Raw genomic sequence first — 19,276 nt, 5'->3', positions numbered from 1 at the left:
TGGCGGGCTTGTCCCGCCAGCCCTCAGTCCAGTGTACCGGCGTCGGGGCCGGGTCGAGCGGTCGGCCCCTTTCAGTCCCACCCGGCGATCTTGCGTGGACGCATGCAACACCCGGTGGACCAGTCGGATCAGCGCAGGCGCCTCCCTGCGACCGTCGGCGCGACACGAGGTCGCGCCAGCCCCTCTGACTGGTGAGTCTGTGGTAAGCTGAATTGTTAGTCGAGTTGTTCGTGGTTGCAGTCGGCGCACGAGGGACGCGCGAGGGAGGGGACCGGGCGGTGCGGAGAGGTCCCCGAGGCTGGGGAGGACGAGGTGCGGTGCTGTCGCGGTTGCTGTTGCTGTCGCGGTCACTGTTGCCGTCGCAGTCGCGGTCTTACCACCGAGCAGCAGTGTCACGGGGAGGCTCCGACCACAGTCGCATCCACGTTCAACGAGAACACCGTCCCGAACCAAAACGTCAAACTCCGAGCCGGGTCCACACCCGTCCCGTGCCCCTCCCGATGCAACTCCCGCCCGAGACGGCGTGGCTCGTCCCGCTACTCCTCGTCGGTGTCTTGCTCTCGGTCATCGTGGCTCTCGTCGTCCTGCACTTCGTCAGGCAACTCGCCGAACCCGACGAACTCCAGTCCCGCGTCGAGTCGTTAGAAGACGAGGTCGAGACGCTCCGCGAGTCGCAGTCGGAGACGGAGGAGAACGAAGAGTCGCAACCGAACTCCGACTAGCCGATCAGTCGTTCTGCGGGCTGTAGTTCGGTGCCTCGTCGGTGATCATCACGTCGTGCGGGTGACCCTCGGTCTGGCCGGCCGAGGAGACGCGGACGAACTCCGCGCGCTGTTTGAACCCCGGCAGGGTCTCCGCGCCGACGTAGCCCATCCCGGACTTCATCCCGCCGACCAGTTGGTGGAGTTCGGAGGCGAGCGTCCCCTTGTACGGGGTCGCGGCCTCGACGCCCTCCGGCACGAAGTCCTCGTCGTCCTTCTCCTCTTTCAGGTAGCGGTCGCCGCCGCCCGAGCGCATCGCGCCGACCGACCCCATCCCGCGGTACTGCTTGTACTTCTTCCCGTTCATCGTGATGACGCGACCCGGGGCCGCGTCCGTCCCGGCGAAGTAGGAGCCGAGCATCACCGCGTCCGCGCCGGCCGCGATGGCCTTGATGGCGTCGCCGGAGTACCGGATGCCACCGTCGGCGATCACCGGCACGTCGTGGCGACTCGCCACGTCTGCGACCTCCGCGACGGCCGTGATCTGGGGCATCCCGGCACCCGAGACCACGCGGGTCGTACAGATCGATCCCGGCCCGATGCCGACCTTCAGGCCGTCCGCGAAGTCGACGCAGGCCTCGGCGGCCTCGCTGGTGCCGACGTTCCCGACGACCACGTCCGCCTCGACGGACTCCGCGATGGCTCGCGCCGAGTCGATGACGTTCAGGTTGTGCGCGTGGGCACAGTCGATGAACAGCACGTCCGCGCCAGCCTCGTCGGCCGCGACGGCGCGTTCGTCCTCGAAGGGACCGACGGCGACGCCGGCGCGCAGGCGTCCGGCGTCGTCGCGGGCGGCGTCCTCGTGTTCTCGGCGCTGGAGGATGCCCTGCATCGTGACGAGACCGACCAGGCGGTCCTCGTCGTCCACGATGGGGACGCGCTCGATCTTGTAGTCGTACATCAGTTCCAGCGCCTCGCGGGCGGTCACGTCCTGCCCGGCGGTGATGACCTCGTCGGTCATCGCCTCGCGCACCTCGTCGCGGTCGCCGACTTCGAGGTACGGTCGGATGTCGGTCCCGGAGATGATCCCCAGCACCGTGTCGTCGTCGGCGACGACCGGGGCACCGGAGACGCCCTCGCGTTCCATCATCTCGTCGACCTCGCGCACGGTCTGGGCGGGACTGGCCGTCACCACGTCCTCGCGCTGGATGACGAGTTCGTCCGCGCGCTTCACCTGCCGAATCTGGGCTTCCATCACGTCCACCGGCATGTTCCGGTGGAGCACGCCGAGCCCGCCCTCGCGGGCCATCCCGATGGCCATCTCCGCCTCGGTGACGGTGTCCATCGCCGCCGAGAGGATCGGAATCGTCAGTTCGACGCCCTTCGACACGCGTGTCGAGACGTCGGCGTCGTCGGGTTCGACTCGGCTCTCCATCGGGCGGAGCAGCACGTCGTCGAACGTCAGTGCCTCCGGTACTCGTAGTTTCTCCGAGAAGGGGTCTCGCTCGGGAACGTCGTTCGCCATATAAGTCGTCCCGTAGCCGGCAACAAAAACGTTCCGAGACGGCACGTCCCTGTGGGTGTCTGCCACTGTCGTCAGCCGAGATGTCCACGAATGTGCCTATCGAGTCCCCCCGGTCGAACCGGCGACCGGTGGGACACCCGACTCGACCGCCCGATCCGAGCCCACGCGAGACCGAATCTATCACGGTTCCACAGTTCGTGCAATATTCGCCCGATGGGCGGTCGAGAACCGAACGATCCTCGAAATACTCGCACGAAAAGCTACGAACCCTCGGCGCTTCTTATATCCGTGGTGGGGATACGAATGGTGAATGCGGACACGTCCCACACAACGCTTAATAGGTCAGTGCGATTGTACTGGAATATGGCACCCGTCAACTCCGTCGCATCGCGCACTGCCGGTCAGACGACCACTTTCTCCGGCATTCCGTTTACAGCGATGTGGCACACACTCAAACAGCGGTTCGACGGGACCTTCGGACTCCGACTCCTCGATTCGGGAGTGTTGTCTTCATATCGCCGTTTGGCCGACGGTGACGGCCGCCCGTAACCCGGAATGAGCGTCTCGCAACACCCGATCGCGTTACGGCTCGAACGACAGGTCGGCGGCGCGACCAAGCTGCTGGCTACCGTCATGGCGCTCCCGCTGGTCGACGGTATCTTCCCGGCGATGATCCTCGCCGGTGCGGTGGCGACGTGGACCGGCGTCGTCGAGGTCGGCCTCCTGATCTTCGGTGGGTCCGCCACGGTCGCGGTCATCCTCGCCGACATGGAGGGGACTCGGAGAGAACAGGTCACGGCGGTCCTGACGCTCGGGCTGTTCTTGATCCCGCTGGCGGCAGTCGAGGCCGCACTGGCCCCGACGCTGGATCAGGTCATCGACACGCAACTGTTCCACCGCTTCGCCGGCCTGGTGATCCTCTCGATCGCGGCGAAGACGGCGAGCGCGGAGATCGGCGAGTACCTCCCACGCCCGGGGATCATCATCGGCCTCGGTCTCGTCGCGGCACTCCAGATGCCGAGTTCGGCGTTGGTCTTCGAACCGGAGGCGATGCAGGTCGTCCGCGGTGCGGCGGCGGCCGGCGTCGGCGTCGGCTTCGCGCTGTTGGTCGCCCTGCTCGGCCCGCGTCTGCGTGGCGCGGTCGACCTCGACCTGTTCCGGTTCGGCAGTGCGGTCGCCCTCGGCGTCCTCGCGCTGTCGGTCTCGGGCGTCTGGCACCCGGACGCGCCGGTCGCCCTCGGCGTCATGGGCGTGACGGCGCTGTTCGCGCTGGACCGTGGCGTCGCAGACGGGAGCGAGGAGGTGCCGCAATCGACCGACGACGTCCCGGTCTCGGACGTCCCGAGTCCGGAGCCGACCGGTGTCGATCCCGAGGCCCCGGAGTACGGCCCGGTCCGCCCCGAGGCGGACGCGATGGCCGACGGCGGCGACGACGAGAGCGACGAGACGGGCTACGGCTACCCCGGCGAGGACGAGTCACGCGCGCCGTGGCTCTGAGTCGACACCGCACTCTGTGTCGAGACTGACGATAGACTCGCCACCGCACCCCGCGTTGAGACTGCCGGGAGAGTCGACACCGGTCGAGACGGGCGCGGCTTCTTCCTGCTGGCCGACGTACTGTGGGTATGGAACACGTCGAGTACGTCTACACGTTCGGGATGGACGAGGCCGAACTCGCCGACTACCTCCGGAGTCGCACCACTGGCGTCCTCTCGCTGGCGGACGCCGGCGACGCCTACGCGGTCCCGGTGGGCTACCACTTCGACGGCGAGCGACTGCTGATCCGTCTCGGTGTCCACGACGACAGCGAGAAACTGGACTACCTCGATTCGACCGACCGGGCGACGTTCGTCGTCTACGACACGACCGAGGACGACCGCTCGTGGAGCGTGCTGGCACGCGGGACGGTCCACGAACTCCCCGACGCCACACAGGACGACTTCTCCGATGCGGTGGTCAACGACCTGTACGACCCGCTCCGGGTGTTCGGCGAGGACGTGGACGACCTGGCGGCGACTATCTACGAGTTCCGCATCGAGGAACTGACCGGGAGACGGACTGGCGAGGCCGAGTGAGTCCCGACCGCAGACACGGGTCTGCGGGACCACGACGCCCTCCCGTCGGCGACTCCTGTCGACGGTTCACACGATTTAGGGGCCCCTAAACTTCGAAACCCACTTGTACCTTTAGGTGAGCCTAAATCGTATGGCTGGAGCACGCGACGGTTCAGACGGACCGACACGACGCGACTACCTGCAGTACGCCGGTGCGCTCGGCGTCGGGGCACTGCTCGCCGGGTGTACCGGCGAGGGGGACACCCCGGCGACGGAGAGCGACGCGACCGACACCGCGACGCCGTCCGAGACGGCGACCGCGACGCCCGAGGCCGAGTCGTACTCGGTGTCCATCGAACCGGTCGGCGAGGTCACCTTCGACTCGGTGCCGGAGACGTGGGTCGCCAACAACGGGAGTTGGGCCGACATGGGGATCGCGCTCGGCCTCGAACCGCCGAAGGCGGTGTGGCTCACGAACCGGTACCACACGCAGTACTACGACGCGATTCCGGACCTCTCGGTGGACACGAGCGACATGGTGTCGCTGTACCAGGACGGCGTGAGCAAGGAACTGTTCTACGAACTGAACGCCGACGTCCACGTGATGGACCCGAACTTCCTCCAGAACCGGTTCAAGGGGTGGGCGGAGAGCGACGTGGCCGAGGTCGAGGACCGAATCGGCCCGCTGTTCGGCAACTGTATCTACGCCCAACACTACCCGTGGCACGAGGACTACCGCTACTACTCCCTGTACGAGGGCTTCGAGAAGCTCTCTCGCGTGTTCGACCGCCACGACCGCTACGAGGCGTTCGAGTCGATCCACGACGACTTCCAGTCGAACCTCGCACCCGTCGTCCCCGGCAGCGCGGACCGCCCCGACGTGGCCGTCCTGTGGGGCGTCGGCGACGAACCGGAGGAGTTCTACCCCTACATCGTCGGGGAGGGGACCGGCTTCAAACACCTGCGCGACCTCGGGGTCCGGGACGCACTCGCCAGTACCGACATCAAGGACTTCCACGGCAGTCGCGCCGCCATCGACCTGGAGACGCTGCTGGAGGTCGACCCGCCGGTCCTCCTGCTCCGCGGCTACGAGTCGAAGTCCGAGAGCGAGTTCCGCGACAGCGTCGTCTCCTTCCTGGAGGAGCACCCGACCGCGAGCGATCTGACCGCGGTGCAGAACGGCGACGTCTACCGGGCCGGCGGTCTGTACCAGGGGCCGATCACGAACATGGTGCTGACCGAACGCACCGCCGAACAGCTCTACGACTTCGAGGGTGAGTTGTTCGACCGGGAACGCGTCGTCGAGGTCGTGAACGGGGAGCTGTGAGATGACCCCCGAGCACGACGTGGTGGTCGTCGGCGGCGGGCCGGCGGGCTGTGCGGTCGGCGTGTTCACGGCGCGAGCGGGACTCGACACCCTCCTGTTCGACCGTGGCAGGTCCTCCATCGCCCGGTGTGCACACCTGGAGAACTACCTCGGCTTCCCGGCGGGCGTCGACGCCGAGACGTTCGCCGAACTGTGTCACGACCACGCCGAGACCGCCGGCTGTGTGATCGAACCGAATCTCGTCGAGTCGGTCGAACGCGTCGACGCCCCGGCCGAGACTGGGGAGGCCGCCGACACAGAGGAACCACACTTCCGCGTCCGCCCGCAGTCGGGTGATCCCGTCACCGCGAGTCGGGTCGTGACCGCGACCCGGTACGACGCCGACTACCTGCGGGACCTGGACGCGGCGGCCGATCTGTTCACCGACCCCTCGGACGACGCCCAGTTGCGCGACGACTGCGCCGCCCACGACGGGACGACGCCGGTCGACGGTCTCTACGTCGTCTCGCCGTCCCCCGAGGACACACAGGCGATGATCGCCGCCGGGCGCGGCGCACGAGTCGGTCGACGAGTCGTCGCCGACGCCCGCATCGACGACGGGTGGTGGGAGGCAGTGGCGACCGAGCGCGTCGACTGGACCCGGAGAACGGCGGAACTGGACGCCGAGTGGGCCGACCGCGCGCGCTGGGTGGAGTGGTTCGACGACCACCACGCCGACGCGCCGGTCGACACGGACTCGGAGCGCTACCGACGCGTCCGAGCGAGGGCCATCGCCGAGGCGCGCGACTCCTACATCGACACGAACGAGGAGACGACCCGCGCCGAGGACGGACAGGCACGACTCGCCGAACACCTCGACCCGGCAGCGGCCGTCGACGGAATCGGTGCGGACAGACTCCTCGACGCGATGGACGACGCGGCGATCCGGGCGTATCTCGACCGCGAGACGGTGGTGGGTGACTGACCGTGGCGAGCGAGTACGACGCGGAGACGCCGGGCCGGAATCGTGAGCGACACCGACCGCTCGGCTGGATCGACCGGTCGCTCGTCGCGGTCTGTCTCGGGAGCGTCGCCGTAGTTGTCGCGGGCGGCCTCGTGCAGGTCAGCTACGGCACGTTCTCGATGACGGTCGTCGAGGCGTGGCGGGCCGTCTTCGACCCGAACGTGGTCCTGCGCCGGGAGGCGTGGGAGGCGTTCCTGTTGGGCGCGGAGGTGCCGGAGATGAACCGCCGGAGCCTGATCGTCTGGAACATCCGCCTGCCGCGCGTCTTCGTCGCGGCGCTCGTCGGCGCGAATCTCGCCGTCTCGGGGGCTATCTTCCAGGCGGTCACGCGCAACGAACTCGCCAGCCCGTTCATCCTCGGGGTCTCCTCCGGGGCGGGGCTGGCGATCCTGCTGACGCTCGTCGTCTTCTCCGGGTTGACGACGGTGCTCCCGCTGATCGCGGCCGCCGGCGGGGCGCTCGCCTTCCTGATCGTCTACGCCATCGCGTGGCAGAACGGCACCTCGCCGGTGCGACTGGTCCTCGCCGGCGTCGTCGTCGGCACCGTCTTCGGGTCGGTCCAGACGGCGCTGTTCTTCTTCGCCGACGACATCGGCGTCGTCCAGTCGGCCATCGCGTGGACCACCGGGTCGCTGACCGGGACCGACTGGGAGCAGGTCCGCATGGCCCTGCCGTGGACGGTCGTCTCGCTGCTGCTCGCACTGCTCGGCGCACGCCAGTTGAACGTCCTCTTGCTCGGCGAGGACACCGCCAGCGCGCTGGGGATGTCGGTCGAGAAGGTGCGGTTCGCGCTGTCGGGCGTGGCGGTGCTGGCGGCCGCCGCCAGCATCGCGGTCGCGGGTATCGTCGGCTTCGTCGGGCTGATCGTCCCGCACGTGGTTCGGAACCTCGTCGGGAGCGACTACCGGAAACTGGTCGTGGGGTGCGTCTTCGCGGGGCCGGCGCTGCTCGTCGCGGCCGACGTGGGCGCACGACTCGCCCTGAGTCCGGTCCAGATTCCGGTGGGTGTCGTCACCGGTCTCGTCGGCGGGCCGTACTTCCTCTACCTGATGCGGCGACAGGACCGGATGGGTGATCTCTGATGCCGGCACAGAAGCCCGACAGGTCGGCGGCAGACGACGACGCGACAGCGCCCGGCGACGGAACGACGCCCGGCGAGACGTCGGCGAGCGAACTCGTCGGCGAGGACCTCGCGCTCGGCTACCCGACGACCGAGGACCCGGTCGTCGAGTGTGAGAAGGTCCTGGTCCCGGCGGGCGAGGTCACGGCGCTCGTCGGGCCGAACGGGAGCGGCAAGAGTACGCTCCTGAAGGCGCTGGCCGACCAGTTGGCACCCGAGTCCGGCGAGGTACTGCTCGACGGCGAGGCGGTCCACCGACTCGACGACGACGAACTCGCCCGGCGTCTCGGTCTGCTGTCGCAGGAACACGAGTCGCCGGCCAGCACGACCGTCGAGGACCTCGCGTACCACGGTCGGTACCCGCACCGGGGCTTCTTCGAGTCGCTGTCCGAGGCCGACCACCACGCGGTGGATCGCGCCATCGACCTCGCGGGCGTCGACCACCTGCGGGACACCGAACTCGGGACGCTCAGCGGCGGCCAGAAACAACTCGCGTGGATCGCCATGGTGCTGGCACAGGACACCGACGTCCTCCTCCTCGACGAACCGACGACGTACCTCGATCTGCACCACCAACTTCGTGTCATGGAGGTCGTGCGGACGCTGAACCGCGAGGCCGGTATCACGGTCGGGGTCGTCCTCCACGACATCGGGCAGGCGGCCCGCTTCGCCGACAACCTCGTGGCGATGAAAGACGGCGAACTGTACGACTGGGGCCCGCCGACCGAGGTCGTCACCGAGGACCTCCTCGCGGACGTGTTCCGGGTCGACGCCAGCGTCGACACCGAACGCGACGGTGGCCCCCACGTCGCGCCACACCGGGCGCTGGACGAGTGAGTGCGACCCCCTCCACGGCGCGTCGACTGGCCGACCTGCCCGGGCGAGTCCGAGGCGACTCGCTCGACCTCCCGTCCGCCGACACGCGTCTGACGTGGGCCACAAACTAATTTGGTAACACGTCACGTACGAAGCCTATGACCATTCTCGTCGCCGCCGCGAACGACTCGCTCCGGGAGCGGGTAGTGACGGTCGCCGTCGACCTCGGACACGAGTTGAACGAGGAACTCCACGTGGTCCACCTCGTCGACGACTCGGTCTCCGACGCCGACGTGGCCCGGTTCAGGGCGTCACTGGAGGAACGACTCGCCACCGCACCGGTCGTCTCGACCATCACCATCCAGCGGTTGGACTACGCGGCCGGCCGGCCACGTCAGCAGATCGGCGCGGCCCTCGCCGACCTCGCCGCCGAGGACGGCACCTCGCACATCGTCGTCGGCCACGAGTCGAAGGAACTGGTAGAGACGCTGACGAAGGGGAACACCGCCTTCGCCGTCGCCGACATGGCACGGGTGCCCGTGACCGTCGTCCCCGCCGGAAACGGCGAGCCACCGGACTGAGTCACGTCGATTGAGAACTTCCCCGAAGCCAACTCATTTTACACTGTGTGACGTGGTACCGAACCGTGACACGGCACACTTCACGTCGGCGTCTCCTGCAGACGCTGGGCGTCGCGGCGACGGGACCGACTCTCGCGGGACTGGCCAGTGGACGCGGGAAGCCGACCACGACCCGCTTCGCGGCGTTCAACGTCGTCGAACTGGAGACGGAACAGGTCCAGTCACCGGGCGACCCGCAGGCGGCCGCCGCCGCCCGCGTGATCCAGGAGGTCCGCCCGGACGTCCTCGTCGTCAACGAACTCACGAACAACCTGCAGGAGGGCGTCGCGACCGACACGCCGAACGTCGAGGCGTTCGTCGAGAACTACCTCACGGTCCCACAGCGCGACGATCTGGAGGGCATCGACTACCCGTACACCCTGCAACCGGACAGCAACACCGGCGTCCTGCCCGAGGCCGACTACGACTTCAACAAGGACGGGTCGGCGGGCGAGCGACCCGGCGACGCGTTTGGCTTCGGTTTCTACCCCGGCCACTACGCGTTCGTGGTCGCGAGTCGCGTGCCGTTCGACGAGTCGGCGGTCCGCACGTTCCAAGAGTTCAGGTGGGCGGACATGCCGGGGAACCTGATCCCCCTGGAGAGCGACCCGGGCACCGACACCGACGCCATCTACCTGACGGAGGCGGAGACCGAGGTGTACCGGCTCTCCTCGAAGACGCACGTCGACGTGCCGTTCGAGGTCGACGACGGCGTCGTCCACGGCCTGTTCGCCCACCCGACGCCGTCGGCGTTCGACGGGGCAAACAACTTCAACGGCCGGTGGAACCACGACGAGGTCCGCTTCTTCGCCGACTACGTCGCCGGCGAGGACTACATCTACGACGACAGCGGCCAGTCCGGTGGGCTCGGAGCCGACGCGGACTACGTCCTGCTGGGGGACATGAACGCCGGCCCGGGCAGCGACCGACCGCTCGACCCGGCGACGACGTACTTCCTCGAGAACCCCGACTTCGACACCAGCAGTCTCCCGACGAGTCCCGGCGGTGCCCAGCGCGGGAACCCGTACGCCACGGCGACGTTCGGCGGTGGCTCGCAGGTCGACTGGGTGCTCCCGTCGCCGAGTCTCTCGACGCGCCGGTCGTCGGTCGTCTGGCCGAGTCGGAACGCCGAGAAGCGGGGCCTGGGTGCCGACGTGGCCGCCGCCTCCGACCACCGACTCGTCTGGGCGAACGTCACGCGCCGCTGAGTGCGCCGGTCCGGAGCGCGGTCGGTCCGTCACCTGCTCCTCGAAGCGGCCTCCTGCGGACCCACCGCGACTCCCGCAGTACCGAACGACTCGTAACGCTCCCGTTCTTACCCCTCACCGATGCCGACGACGTGTGCGCTCTGCCGGCGGGTCGTCCCCGACGAGCGACTCGACGACCCGCAGGTCGTGCAGGAACACCACCTGCGGCCGGAACGCCGGAGAGAGAGCCCGACCGTCATGCTCTGTCGCCCGTGTCACGACCAGATTCACGCGACGTTCACCAACGAGGAACTCCGCGAGGAGTACGACAGCGTCGAGGCACTGCGCGAGGCCGACCGTCTCGCGGAGTACATCCCGTGGATCAGGTCGACCGACGCACTCGACATCTCGGTCGAGACGAGCGATCACGTCCGGCGGACCCGGTGACGAGCGAGGGACACCGACCGTCTCACAGCGGGCCGCGACCGGCCAGTCCGAGGCCGGCGTCGACCGCGAAGTCGAGTCTCGCGTTCCCGCCGGGGACGCTCGTCTCACAGATCGCGGTCAGGGCGGTCGGTGCGGTTCGGTTCCCCCGCCACCGGAGCAGGTAGCGCCCGCCGTCGTCTCGTTCGACGGCCACCTCTCCCGGCGGCGTCGGCTGTTCGAGGCCCGGTCTGCTCTGTGTGGCGACGAACAGCGTCCCGTCGTCGGTCGCCTCGCCGACGTCGGCGGGTGCGACTGCCAGCAGATCCAGCGGGCCGTCGCGGGTCGTCAGGCCGACCGCGAGGTCCGCGAGTGCCAACTCGGGACCGAGGTCGCCGACGACCGGCCGGGTCGAGCGCAGGCGACGCCCGCCGGCCCAGCAGAGATGTCGCAGGCGGTCGTCGTCGCCACGCTCGATCCGGCGAGTCAGGCAGAGTATCGTCAGTAGACCGAGCGGGTCGTCGTCACCGCCGACTGTCGGCGTCAGTGCCCACGCACCGACGAACTCGCCGTCGTTGCGGACCGGTTCGTCGACGTCCCACGGTGCGGCCTCGCCGAACCACTCTCGCTGGCGCTCGACAAAGACGGCGAGTTCGGCCGGCGAGAGATACCACTTCACCGCCGAGGGCTCCCGGTCCGGTGGCACCGTGACACCCATCGACACCGAGGAACTCGCGTCCGGGTCGGCGACACCGTCACCGAGACACCCGGCGGTGGCCGTCAGGCCGGTGGCGGCGCTCGCGGCGAGAAACTGTCGTCTCGTCGGCCGATCTGGCGTGTGGAGGGGCACGGATCGTCGGTGTCCCGGATTCTCGAAGAAGCTTGTGGTCGTGTAGCCGTCGAGGGAGGCTCGTGACCCGGTGTGATCGGCGGGCGGGACCGAACCGAAACCGACAGGCGTCGGGCGCGAGCACCCGGCCGTATGTCGAGTCCAGCCCTCCGCCGGACGTGTCGCCGACTGATCGCCGTCGTCCTCCTCCAACTGGGTGCCATCTCCGCACAACTGTTCGAGGCGACGCCAGCAGACGGCACCGGCAGTATCGCCACGTTCGTCACGATCCCGATCTTCGTCGGCGCGGGGCTGTATCTGCTCGGGAGTCTCGGCCGGTCTCTCCTCCGGTTCGCGGACGGCGGGTCGACGGCCGGCGGTCGATAAAAAGGTGTGGTTCGACCGTTCGGACTCAGAACGAGGTCTCGAAGGTGGTCGCGCCGGACTGCGGGTTGACGACGACCTCGACGGTGTAGGTGCCGTCGGGCGTCGAGACACCGGACAGTTCCATCGTCAGCGTCTCCTCTGCGGTGATGTCGTACGCGCCGCCGAAGTCCGCCGACAGACTCGTCCCGTTGTTCGACGTGCTCGTCGCGTTGAGGTCGTCAGCCACGTCCTCGCCGCCGAGCATGACCGAGGCGATCTCGGCGTCGCTCACGGCACCGGACCCGTCGGGGTAGTTCGCCCGGAGCGCCGTCAGTGAACTGCCACTCACGTCGTCGTTGCTCCCGAAGGTGTACTCGAAGCTGTTCGAGGTGCCCATCGACCCGGAGTCGGAGTCGTCGTCCGTACTCGTCGCGGTGTCTCCGCCAGACCCGCCGTCGTCCGTCGAACCACCGCCGGAGTCGCTCTCGTCGCCGGAGCTCCCACCGGAGTCCCCGTCTCCACCGTCACCGTCGCCGTCACCGCCGGTACAGCCGGCGAGTGCGGTGATCGTGGCGACTCCGAGGCCTCTGATCGCGTCTCGTCTTCGAATGGTTCGTACCACGGTTCACTGTGGCGACGAAATATATTATTTCTTTTGGTAAGATTGTCAATTGAAAATGCAGTTGCGTCGGAGTATTACTCGGAGCCGTCCGATCCAAACGTTCGTCGGGGCCGACACGTCGGGCTTGGTAGTCGGCGTTCGTCACCTTGGGCTTGGTAGTCTGCGTTCGTCACGTCGGCGTCCGCGTGGTTCATGTCCGTCCGGTCCCGGGAGACAGACGAGACGACGATGCTCGGCTATCCCTGCATGAACCGCACCCTGCGGGACCGCGACATCCCGCTCCGGTGTAACCGCGACATGCGCAAGGCGACCTTCGAGGAGCGCGGCCTGCCGTACGCCTCGGAGTTGGCGGTCCAGAACCTCACCGACCTCTACCAGATTCTCCGGTGGAACCTCGACGAGGACATCCGCTTCTACCGGTGTACCTCGACGCTCGTCCCGTGGAACTCCCAGTTCGACCTCGCGGACCTGCCCGACTACGACGACATCGAACTGCTCGCTCAGCGGTGCGGTCGACTGATCGAGAGACACGACATGCGGTTCACCTTCCACCCCGACTACTGGTGTAAACTCGCCAGCACCGACGACGAGACGGTCCGGCGCGCGGTCGACGCGGTGGAGTACCACGCCGACTGGCTCGATCTCATGGAACTGGACCGGTCGCCGTACTACGGCATCAACGTCCACATCGGCGCGACCTACGGCGACAAGACGGCGACTGCAGAACGGTTCCGAGGGGCGGTGAAACGACTCTCGCCCGGTGCCCGCGCCCGCTTGACCGTCGAGAACGACGACGAGGAGAGCCTCTGGAGCGTGCCGGAACTGGTCGAAGAAGTCGGCGACGAGGTGGGCGTCCCGGTGGTCTTCGACTACCACCACCACTCCTTCACGGACCGCGGGCTTCCCTACCGCGAGGCGTTCGCGCAGGCCGCCTCGACGTGGGGTGACGTGCGCCCGGCGACCCACTACTCGGAGCCGGCACGCCTGCACGACGACCCCGACGCGAAGCCACAGAGCCACTCCGAGTACGTCGCAGACCTGCCGGAGTGGCTCCGGGAACAGTCGGACGTGATGATCGAGGCCGGGGCGAAGGAACGGGCCGTGTTGGAGATGCAGACAGCAGACGAGCACTGATCCACGAGAAACGGTGATCCGTATGGAGCAGTGATCGGTGCAGGCTGGTGCACTCGCGGCGAAACCCACCGGTGGTGTCACACTCGTTTCCGGCGCTCGACATCGAGGATCGTGAGATCGTCGGCGACGACAGCGACCAGTCGTTCGTCGGCCACGTCCAGTCGAACTTCGATCCTGACTGGATCGGTGTCGGTGACCGTCACGGCGAGGTTCCGGTAGAACTCGGCGGCCCACAGAGAGCGTCGTCTGATATCGACTCCGTGGTCGTGGTAGCACGAGATGGTCGTCGGATGTGTAAGCAGGAGGGCGAAGGCGGGCACCCAGAGTTGCGCACCGCACCGGTCACATTGGTTCCGGAAACTCGGCTGGTCGTCGTCGAACTCGGTGCCGACGGACCACGACAGCCGTGCGTAACAGAACGGACAGACCCCCTCGACCGCGCGTTCGAGCGTCTGGCGCGTCCGGAGCCAGAACAACTCGACGACCTCGTCGAGCGAGCGCTCGTCGACGGCACCCGGCGGCAGTGGATGGCGGAACTCGTGGCCGTTCGGACACCTCACGTCGAGCAGTCCCGTGTCGTACTCGGCGGTCAGTGTCGCGTCACACACCGGGCAGGGGTCGGGCAGGTCGGTCGGCCCCATCCGACGCTGTTCGCCGTAGACGCCGACCGAGACGGCCGCGACCACCTGCATCCCCGTCGCGGTGATCCGGTAGCCGTCGTCGGTCTGGGTGACGAACCGTCCGGTCAGTTGGTTCAGATGGTAGTTGAAGTTCCCCGAGTCGGGACTGCCGACCGCCCGCCGGAGGTCGGCGAACCCGATCACCGGGTCGTCCGGGTAGTCGCGGACACGACGTGCCAGCGCCCGGAGGATGTCGAGTCGCAGTGGCTCGCTCAACACGTCGAACCCGTCGTGTGCGGTGTCGTCGTCGCGTGGATCCAACAGGTCCCGCTCCGTCATGCAACTGGCTTCGTCGGGTCGCACCGTCAACGCTCCGGACCGCCGCCGGCAGTCGAAACACGTAGTGTCCCCGCGTCCGTGCCTCCGGTGTGAACCCACTCGTGGTCGCCGTGCCGTGGTCGGTGCCAGCACTCATCCTCGCCAGTATCGCCGCCGGTGTCCTCGCCACGCTGGCGATGGACGCCGTGATGCCCCGTCTCGCAGAGGGGGAGACGCCGCCCCGCATCGCCAGCGGCGTCCTCACGCGCCAGCCACCGGACCACGCCCCGCGTCGCCTCGCCGCCGTCGTCCACTACGTCGCCGGGTCGCTGACCGGCCCGCTGTTTCTCTGGCTGTCGCTCGTCGCGGGCCTGCTCGTCGGGCCGGGCCTGCTTGCGGTCGTGCTGGCGACCGTCGTCTGTTACCCCCTGATGGTCGGCTTCTTCCTGCTCGTGCCGCTCCCCCGTGCCGAAGGGCTTGCCCGCCAGCGCGTCCGGACCATCGGGCAGGCGTGGGCCGTCGAGGCCGCCGTGTACCTGGCCGTGCTCGCGCCGGTCGTCGCGGTGCTCGGCTGGCTGCTGTAGCCTGCGGGACGGTCGGTCGTCTCACCAGACGCCGGACGCGTGACTCGACAGCGTTGCCTGAGCTCTCCGGCCCAAGCGTCTCTTCCTCGGTCGTCGTCGCTGTCGGTGGAGAACCTGTCGATGCCTACGTACGAGTACCGGACCGTCCCGTTCGCGGGGAGACGGCGGACTACGCCGGAGAGACCCGGAAGCGTCGCTGAACGAACTCGGTGCCGAGGGGTTCAGACTCGTCGATCAGATTCAACAGCAGTTCGGCGGGACGCAACTGCTGGTCCTGATACGGGAGGTCCCTGAGTGAGTCGGGTCGGCGGGCTGGGTCCGCTGGTCGCCGACCGCCGAGGTCGGCAGGTCTCACGTGCTAAACCCTTCGTCCGGTCGGCGACCCGACGAGTCGGCGAAGCCATCAAGTAGGCGTCAGTCCAGTTGTCAGTCGAGATGCACAGCAGACGCGGGACCAACCGCCGGCGGACCGGCGACCGTGTCCACTGACAGATGGGCGACGGCGACGACCTCGCGTCGGTCACGGCGGTTCTCGACGACGAGTACGCCCGGTCCATCCTCGCGGCTACCAGTCGCGAGTCACTCGGCGCGACCGAACTCGCCGACCGAATCGACGCTGACGTGTCGACCGTCTACCGCCGTCTCGACCGACTGGAGTCGCTCGATCTCGTGACGACCAGCATCGACGTGCGCCGGGACGGCCACCACGCCAAACGCTACCAGGCGCGACTTCGGCGTGTCACCGTCGAGTTGCGCGACGGCGAGTTCCACGTCGACGTGGACCGGGAGCGCGACGACCCGGCCGACCGACTGACCGACCTGTTCGAGGAACTCAGATGACTGTCGCTGGTTCGGCCGTCGACCTGCTGTTCCTGCCGACGTGGGCCGCGCTCGCGCTGTACCTCGTGACCATCCCGCTGGGTCTGCTGGTCGGTGCGCTGGCGCTCCGAGGGTTCGGTCGGTCCGATCGCCGGACAGCCCGCCTGCTCGCAGTCGGACTCGTCCTGCTGACGACGGTAGACGCGCTGCTCGGTCTGACGGTCGGTATCGGGAGCGTGACCGTGTTCGAGCGCGTTCCCGGTATCGTCCGGGAGACGGTCCAACTGCTCGGCATCTGTTGTATCCTCTACGCAATCTACGCCCCGACGCGACAGACTGGCGACGACCGGTCGGTCGGTGAGCCGGTCGACTCGGAGAGCGACGATCTCGATTCAGAGGCTAAAACGACTGATTCCGGAGGTGTTGAGCGATGAGTGTCTCCCCGGCGGTCGTCGCGGTGAACGCCCTGCTGATCGTGACGGCGAGTCTCGTCGTCGCTCAGTGTTTCCGGGGCTACGTCCGGAACGGGAGTCGCCCGCTGGCGTTTCTCGGTCTCGGCATCGCGCTACTCGCAGTGCTCCCGACGACGCTGTTCGTCCTCGACGCCTCTCTGCCTGTGACGCTCAGCTACTACGACGTGTTCGTCCTCGCGCAGGTCCTCGGACTCCTCTCGGTGTTGTACGCCCTGACGAGGGCGTGAGCCGGTGAGCCGGAAACCCGACGGCGACAAACCTCGAACCGGCCGATTCGCAGAACCAGCGACTCGGCGTGGGAGACTATGGCGGTCGTCGGCCGAAGAGAGGTATGGCCCTCCGAGACACCCTCCGTCGCGCCGCTACACCACTCGTCCTCGCCGGGATCACCTACATCTGTGTGTTCCTTACGCTCGTCGTCGGCACCGGCGTGATGGCCGGGAGCGATCCGGCGCGTCTCGCCACGACCTCGGTCACCGGCTACTTCGTTCTCGCTGGCGCGTTCGCCGGGGTGATCGCCGTCCACGTCGGGCGGCGGGTCTCCCGGCGCGTGCAACTGCTCGCGGTCGCGCTCCTCGTCGTCGGTGTCGGTGTCCGGTTCGTCGACGGCGGCGAGACAGCCAGCGGTCTCCTCTCGATGTCCGGCCTGTTCGTCGTCGTCTATCTGCCGTATCTCGTCGGCGGGACAGTCCTGCTCCGTATCGCCGGCGGACTCGTCTCTCCGGATCGTGTCCACCGACTCACAGACCGGCCGGTCGTCTCCGGGTCACTCCTCGTCGTCGGTGCCGTCGTCCTCGTGGTGACGGTCGGCCCCTTGCTCGCCATCGCGACCGCGTCACCGGCCGTGCCACCCGCCGACTGGTCGCCTGAAGAACAACTGGCGTACCTCGAATCGACCGATCAGGCCGACCGGGAGACCGGCGCGTTCGTGGACCGGAGTCGGGACACCGCTCGCATCGAACGCGTCCTGTCACTCGCGCGGGCCGGTGCGATCGACACCCCGCAGGCGCAGTTGGACGCAGCCGTCGTCTTGCATCACGGAACCTGTCCGGCCCACTTCGAACTCGCCCACCGGTACGCGGTTCGGGCGAACGACTCGCCGGAGATCGACCCCTCGTTCTGGATACGGGCGACGTACGACCGGTGGCAGGTGTCGATCGGGAACGAGCAACGCTACGGCACGCAGGCCGGGACGCGACCGGTGAATGCGACCTGTGTGCCGCCGGTTCCCGAGGGAATCGAGACCGAGAGTCCGCCCTGACGGGTCGACAGCAGTGTTTATCTGTCGGCTGTGGGAACCGACAGACCGACCTCCCGCCGTGTTCCGCCCGCCCGCCCTCCCCCGGTCTGCTCGCGCACTCCTGCTCGTCGTCGTCAACCTCGCGCCACTCGTCGGCGTCATCCTCGGCGAGTGGCGCGCGGAGACGCTCCTCCTGTTGTACGGGTTCGAGGGTGTCGTGACGACGCTCGTCGTCGGCCTCCGGATGCTGTTCGCCCGTCGCCTGTCGACCGACGAGACCGGGGAACTCCCGACACCGTTCGGCTGGCTCCGGACGAAACGCGGAGCACTCCGGCTCCACCCGGCGTGGCCGCCGATCTACCCCCGGAACGTCCCGTACGCGCTCGGGCTTCTCGGTGGCTTCCTCTACGTCTGGGCGATCGTCGGGCTGTTCGCCCTCAGTGGACTGGTCTTCGACGCACTCGGCACCCTCTCGGTCGACGTGGCGCTCGCGGGCGTGGGACTCGCGGTCGGTCACCTCGTCGCCTTTCGGAGCGACTACATCGGCGACGAGCAGTACCGCGAGACGTCGGCCAGCGCCATCGCGGCCGTCCCGGTTCGACAGTTCTCGGTGCTGTTCTGCTCGTTGCCGCTGCTCGCGGTCGCGAGCGAGTCGGCCGCCGGGCGGCAGGCGTTGCTCGCCCTGGTCGTCCTCGGGCAGACGAGCGCCGAACTGTACGGCTTCTGGCGCGACCACCTCGACCGCGATCCGCCGGCCCTGCTGGATCGTCTGTTTGGCAGACCCGAGGCCGGGGACGCACCGCCGGAGTTCGACGTGCCCAGCGGCGAACCCGACACGACCGTCGGCACCGACACGCGAGCAGTCCTGCTGTCGGGCGTCGTCCCGGTCGCGCTGACGTTCGTGAACCGAGGCGTGGTGACTGCCGTGCTCGTGCTGGCGCTGTTCGGGGTGCTCGCGTTCGGCGTCGCCTTCGTGCCGGTGCTCGTCGCCCTCCTGCTGGCGGTCGTCGGCACGACACTCAGTGCTCACTATCTCCAGTACGGCACGCTCGAGTACCGGCGCTACGGCGACACGCTGGTCTGTCACGACACCCTCCTCGACGCGCCACAGTGGACCTGTGCCCTCGGGACGGTCCGGGACCCGGCCGTGTCGAAACGACTGACGAGCAGACTACTCGAGACGAGCGTCGTCACCTTCGACGCGGGACTCGGCGAGGAGCGCACGTCGTACCGTCTCGGTCCGGTCACGGACGGGGCGCAGGCGGTGGACGCGCTCGACCTGCCGCGATTCGACACGACACAGGAAGCGTCGGATCGTGGGGTCGCGGTCGCCGCGCTCTGTCTCGGCCTCGTCTTCGCCGGCGTGCCGACCGCACTCCTCGTCGCCAGCGGCGGTGCCGGCTCCGCCGTCGCGGTCCTCCTCGCGCCGCTGCTGGCGATGCTGATCGTCCCGCTGCTGTGGGGCGCACTGTACTACGCCTGACTCGCGCCGGGG

23 protein-coding genes are annotated in these 19,276 nt (G+C 68.2%); 19 read left to right on the top strand and 4 right to left on the bottom strand.

Features of this window, described 5'->3' with window-relative positions:
* Nucleotides 1-488: 488 nt before the first annotated feature.
* On the top strand, nt 489-722 hold the full coding sequence (locus LI337_RS09210; RefSeq protein ID WP_227229554.1) for a hypothetical protein: 234 nt from the start codon (nt 489-491) through the stop codon (nt 720-722).
* Between the two features lie 4 nt (nt 723-726).
* Here the strand turns inward: LI337_RS09210 and guaB are convergent, their stop codons facing one another.
* Nucleotides 727-2,226, bottom strand: coding sequence for an IMP dehydrogenase (guaB, locus tag LI337_RS09205; protein ID WP_227229553.1), 1,500 nt, complete (start codon nt 2,224-2,226; stop codon nt 727-729).
* 90 nt (nt 2,227-2,316) lie between these two features.
* Between guaB and LI337_RS20360 the strand changes: the two genes are divergently transcribed.
* The 10 genes from LI337_RS20360 (at nt 2,317) to LI337_RS09160 (ending at nt 10,800) form a co-directional block, all read left to right on the top strand.
* Nucleotides 2,317-2,775: a DUF8099 family protein gene (locus tag LI337_RS20360; protein ID WP_465269963.1), complete on the top strand. Its 459-nt coding sequence runs from the start codon at nt 2,317-2,319 to the stop codon at nt 2,773-2,775.
* A gap of 6 nt (nt 2,776-2,781) precedes the next feature.
* Nucleotides 2,782-3,723 (top strand): DUF5794 domain-containing protein, encoded by a 942-nt coding sequence (locus LI337_RS09200; protein WP_227229552.1) that lies wholly within the window; start codon nt 2,782-2,784, stop codon nt 3,721-3,723.
* A gap of 128 nt (nt 3,724-3,851) precedes the next feature.
* Entirely contained in the window at nt 3,852-4,301 is a 450-nt protein-coding gene (locus LI337_RS09195) for a pyridoxamine 5'-phosphate oxidase family protein (protein WP_227229551.1), read from the top strand.
* 130 nt (nt 4,302-4,431) lie between these two features.
* Entirely contained in the window at nt 4,432-5,607 is a 1,176-nt protein-coding gene (locus LI337_RS09190) for an ABC transporter substrate-binding protein (protein WP_227229550.1), read from the top strand.
* Nucleotide 5,608: 1 nt separating this feature from the next.
* Nucleotides 5,609-6,571, top strand: coding sequence for an FAD-dependent oxidoreductase (locus LI337_RS09185; RefSeq protein ID WP_227229549.1), 963 nt, complete (start codon nt 5,609-5,611; stop codon nt 6,569-6,571).
* 68 nt (nt 6,572-6,639) lie between these two features.
* Nucleotides 6,640-7,692 (top strand): FecCD family ABC transporter permease, encoded by a 1,053-nt coding sequence (locus LI337_RS09180; RefSeq protein WP_227230884.1) that lies wholly within the window; start codon nt 6,640-6,642, stop codon nt 7,690-7,692.
* The gene (locus LI337_RS09175) at nt 7,692-8,567 is read left to right on the top strand and encodes an ABC transporter ATP-binding protein (protein WP_227229548.1); all 876 of its coding nucleotides are present in this window, start codon (nt 7,692-7,694) and stop codon (nt 8,565-8,567) included. Before LI337_RS09180 ends, LI337_RS09175 begins: the two co-directional genes overlap by 1 nt.
* A 137-nt stretch (nt 8,568-8,704) precedes the next feature.
* A complete protein-coding gene (locus LI337_RS09170) occupies nt 8,705-9,127 on the top strand; it encodes a universal stress protein (protein WP_227229547.1) in 423 nt (140 codons plus the stop codon).
* A 65-nt stretch (nt 9,128-9,192) separates the two neighbouring features.
* Nucleotides 9,193-10,374: an endonuclease/exonuclease/phosphatase family protein gene (locus LI337_RS09165; RefSeq protein ID WP_227229546.1), complete on the top strand. Its 1,182-nt coding sequence runs from the start codon at nt 9,193-9,195 to the stop codon at nt 10,372-10,374.
* Nucleotides 10,375-10,494: 120 nt separating this feature from the next.
* Nucleotides 10,495-10,800, top strand: a complete 306-nt coding sequence (locus LI337_RS09160) for a hypothetical protein (RefSeq protein ID WP_227229545.1) — start codon at nt 10,495-10,497, stop codon at nt 10,798-10,800.
* Nucleotides 10,801-10,822: 22 nt separating this feature from the next.
* Here LI337_RS09160 and LI337_RS09155 read toward each other — a convergent pair whose 3' ends face one another.
* On the bottom strand, nt 10,823-11,626 hold the full coding sequence (locus LI337_RS09155) for a twin-arginine translocation signal domain-containing protein (protein ID WP_227229544.1): 804 nt from the start codon (nt 11,624-11,626) through the stop codon (nt 10,823-10,825).
* A 132-nt stretch (nt 11,627-11,758) separates the two neighbouring features.
* On the opposite strand from LI337_RS09155, the gene LI337_RS09150 reads away from it, so the two are divergent.
* The gene (locus LI337_RS09150; protein WP_227229543.1) at nt 11,759-11,992 is read left to right on the top strand and encodes a hypothetical protein; all 234 of its coding nucleotides are present in this window, start codon (nt 11,759-11,761) and stop codon (nt 11,990-11,992) included.
* 25 nt (nt 11,993-12,017) lie between these two features.
* On the opposite strand, the gene LI337_RS09145 is transcribed toward LI337_RS09150, so the two are convergent.
* Nucleotides 12,018-12,593, bottom strand: a complete 576-nt coding sequence (locus tag LI337_RS09145; protein WP_227229542.1) for a hypothetical protein — start codon at nt 12,591-12,593, stop codon at nt 12,018-12,020.
* Nucleotides 12,594-12,785: 192 nt separating this feature from the next.
* Between LI337_RS09145 and uvsE the strand changes: the two genes are divergently transcribed.
* The gene (uvsE, locus tag LI337_RS09140) at nt 12,786-13,727 is read left to right on the top strand and encodes a UV DNA damage repair endonuclease UvsE (protein ID WP_227229541.1); all 942 of its coding nucleotides are present in this window, start codon (nt 12,786-12,788) and stop codon (nt 13,725-13,727) included.
* 77 nt (nt 13,728-13,804) lie between these two features.
* Here uvsE and LI337_RS09135 read toward each other — a convergent pair whose 3' ends face one another.
* The gene (locus tag LI337_RS09135; RefSeq protein ID WP_227229540.1) at nt 13,805-14,686 is read right to left on the bottom strand and encodes a helix-turn-helix domain-containing protein; all 882 of its coding nucleotides are present in this window, start codon (nt 14,684-14,686) and stop codon (nt 13,805-13,807) included.
* An 89-nt stretch (nt 14,687-14,775) separates the two neighbouring features.
* Here LI337_RS09135 and LI337_RS09130 point away from each other — a divergent pair, with 89 nt between their 5' ends.
* From LI337_RS09130 to LI337_RS09105, 6 genes are all read left to right on the top strand, one after another.
* Entirely contained in the window at nt 14,776-15,249 is a 474-nt protein-coding gene (locus LI337_RS09130) for a hypothetical protein (protein ID WP_227229539.1), read from the top strand.
* A 492-nt stretch (nt 15,250-15,741) separates the two neighbouring features.
* Nucleotides 15,742-16,089, top strand: a complete 348-nt coding sequence (locus tag LI337_RS09125) for an ArsR/SmtB family transcription factor (RefSeq protein WP_227229538.1) — start codon at nt 15,742-15,744, stop codon at nt 16,087-16,089.
* Entirely contained in the window at nt 16,086-16,502 is a 417-nt protein-coding gene (locus LI337_RS09120; protein ID WP_227229537.1) for a DUF7521 family protein, read from the top strand. Before LI337_RS09125 ends, LI337_RS09120 begins: the two co-directional genes overlap by 4 nt.
* Nucleotides 16,499-16,768, top strand: a complete 270-nt coding sequence (locus LI337_RS09115; protein ID WP_227229536.1) for a hypothetical protein — start codon at nt 16,499-16,501, stop codon at nt 16,766-16,768. The genes LI337_RS09120 and LI337_RS09115 overlap by 4 nt, the downstream gene beginning before the upstream one ends.
* 104 nt (nt 16,769-16,872) lie before the next feature.
* The gene (locus LI337_RS09110; protein WP_227229535.1) at nt 16,873-17,802 is read left to right on the top strand and encodes a hypothetical protein; all 930 of its coding nucleotides are present in this window, start codon (nt 16,873-16,875) and stop codon (nt 17,800-17,802) included.
* Nucleotides 17,803-17,860: 58 nt separating this feature from the next.
* Nucleotides 17,861-19,264 carry a DUF6498-containing protein gene (locus tag LI337_RS09105; RefSeq protein ID WP_227229534.1) on the top strand — a complete coding sequence of 468 codons (1,404 nt, stop codon included), beginning with the start codon at nt 17,861-17,863 and terminating at the stop codon, nt 19,262-19,264.
* Nucleotides 19,265-19,276: the final 12 nt, after the last annotated feature.

This window comes from Salinirubrum litoreum (assembly GCF_020567425.1).
Lineage (GTDB): Archaea > Halobacteriota > Halobacteria > Halobacteriales > Haloferacaceae > Salinirubrum > Salinirubrum litoreum.
The sequence above is the reverse complement of the archived record's forward strand: the minus strand, read 5'-3'. Positions and strand labels throughout refer to the sequence as shown.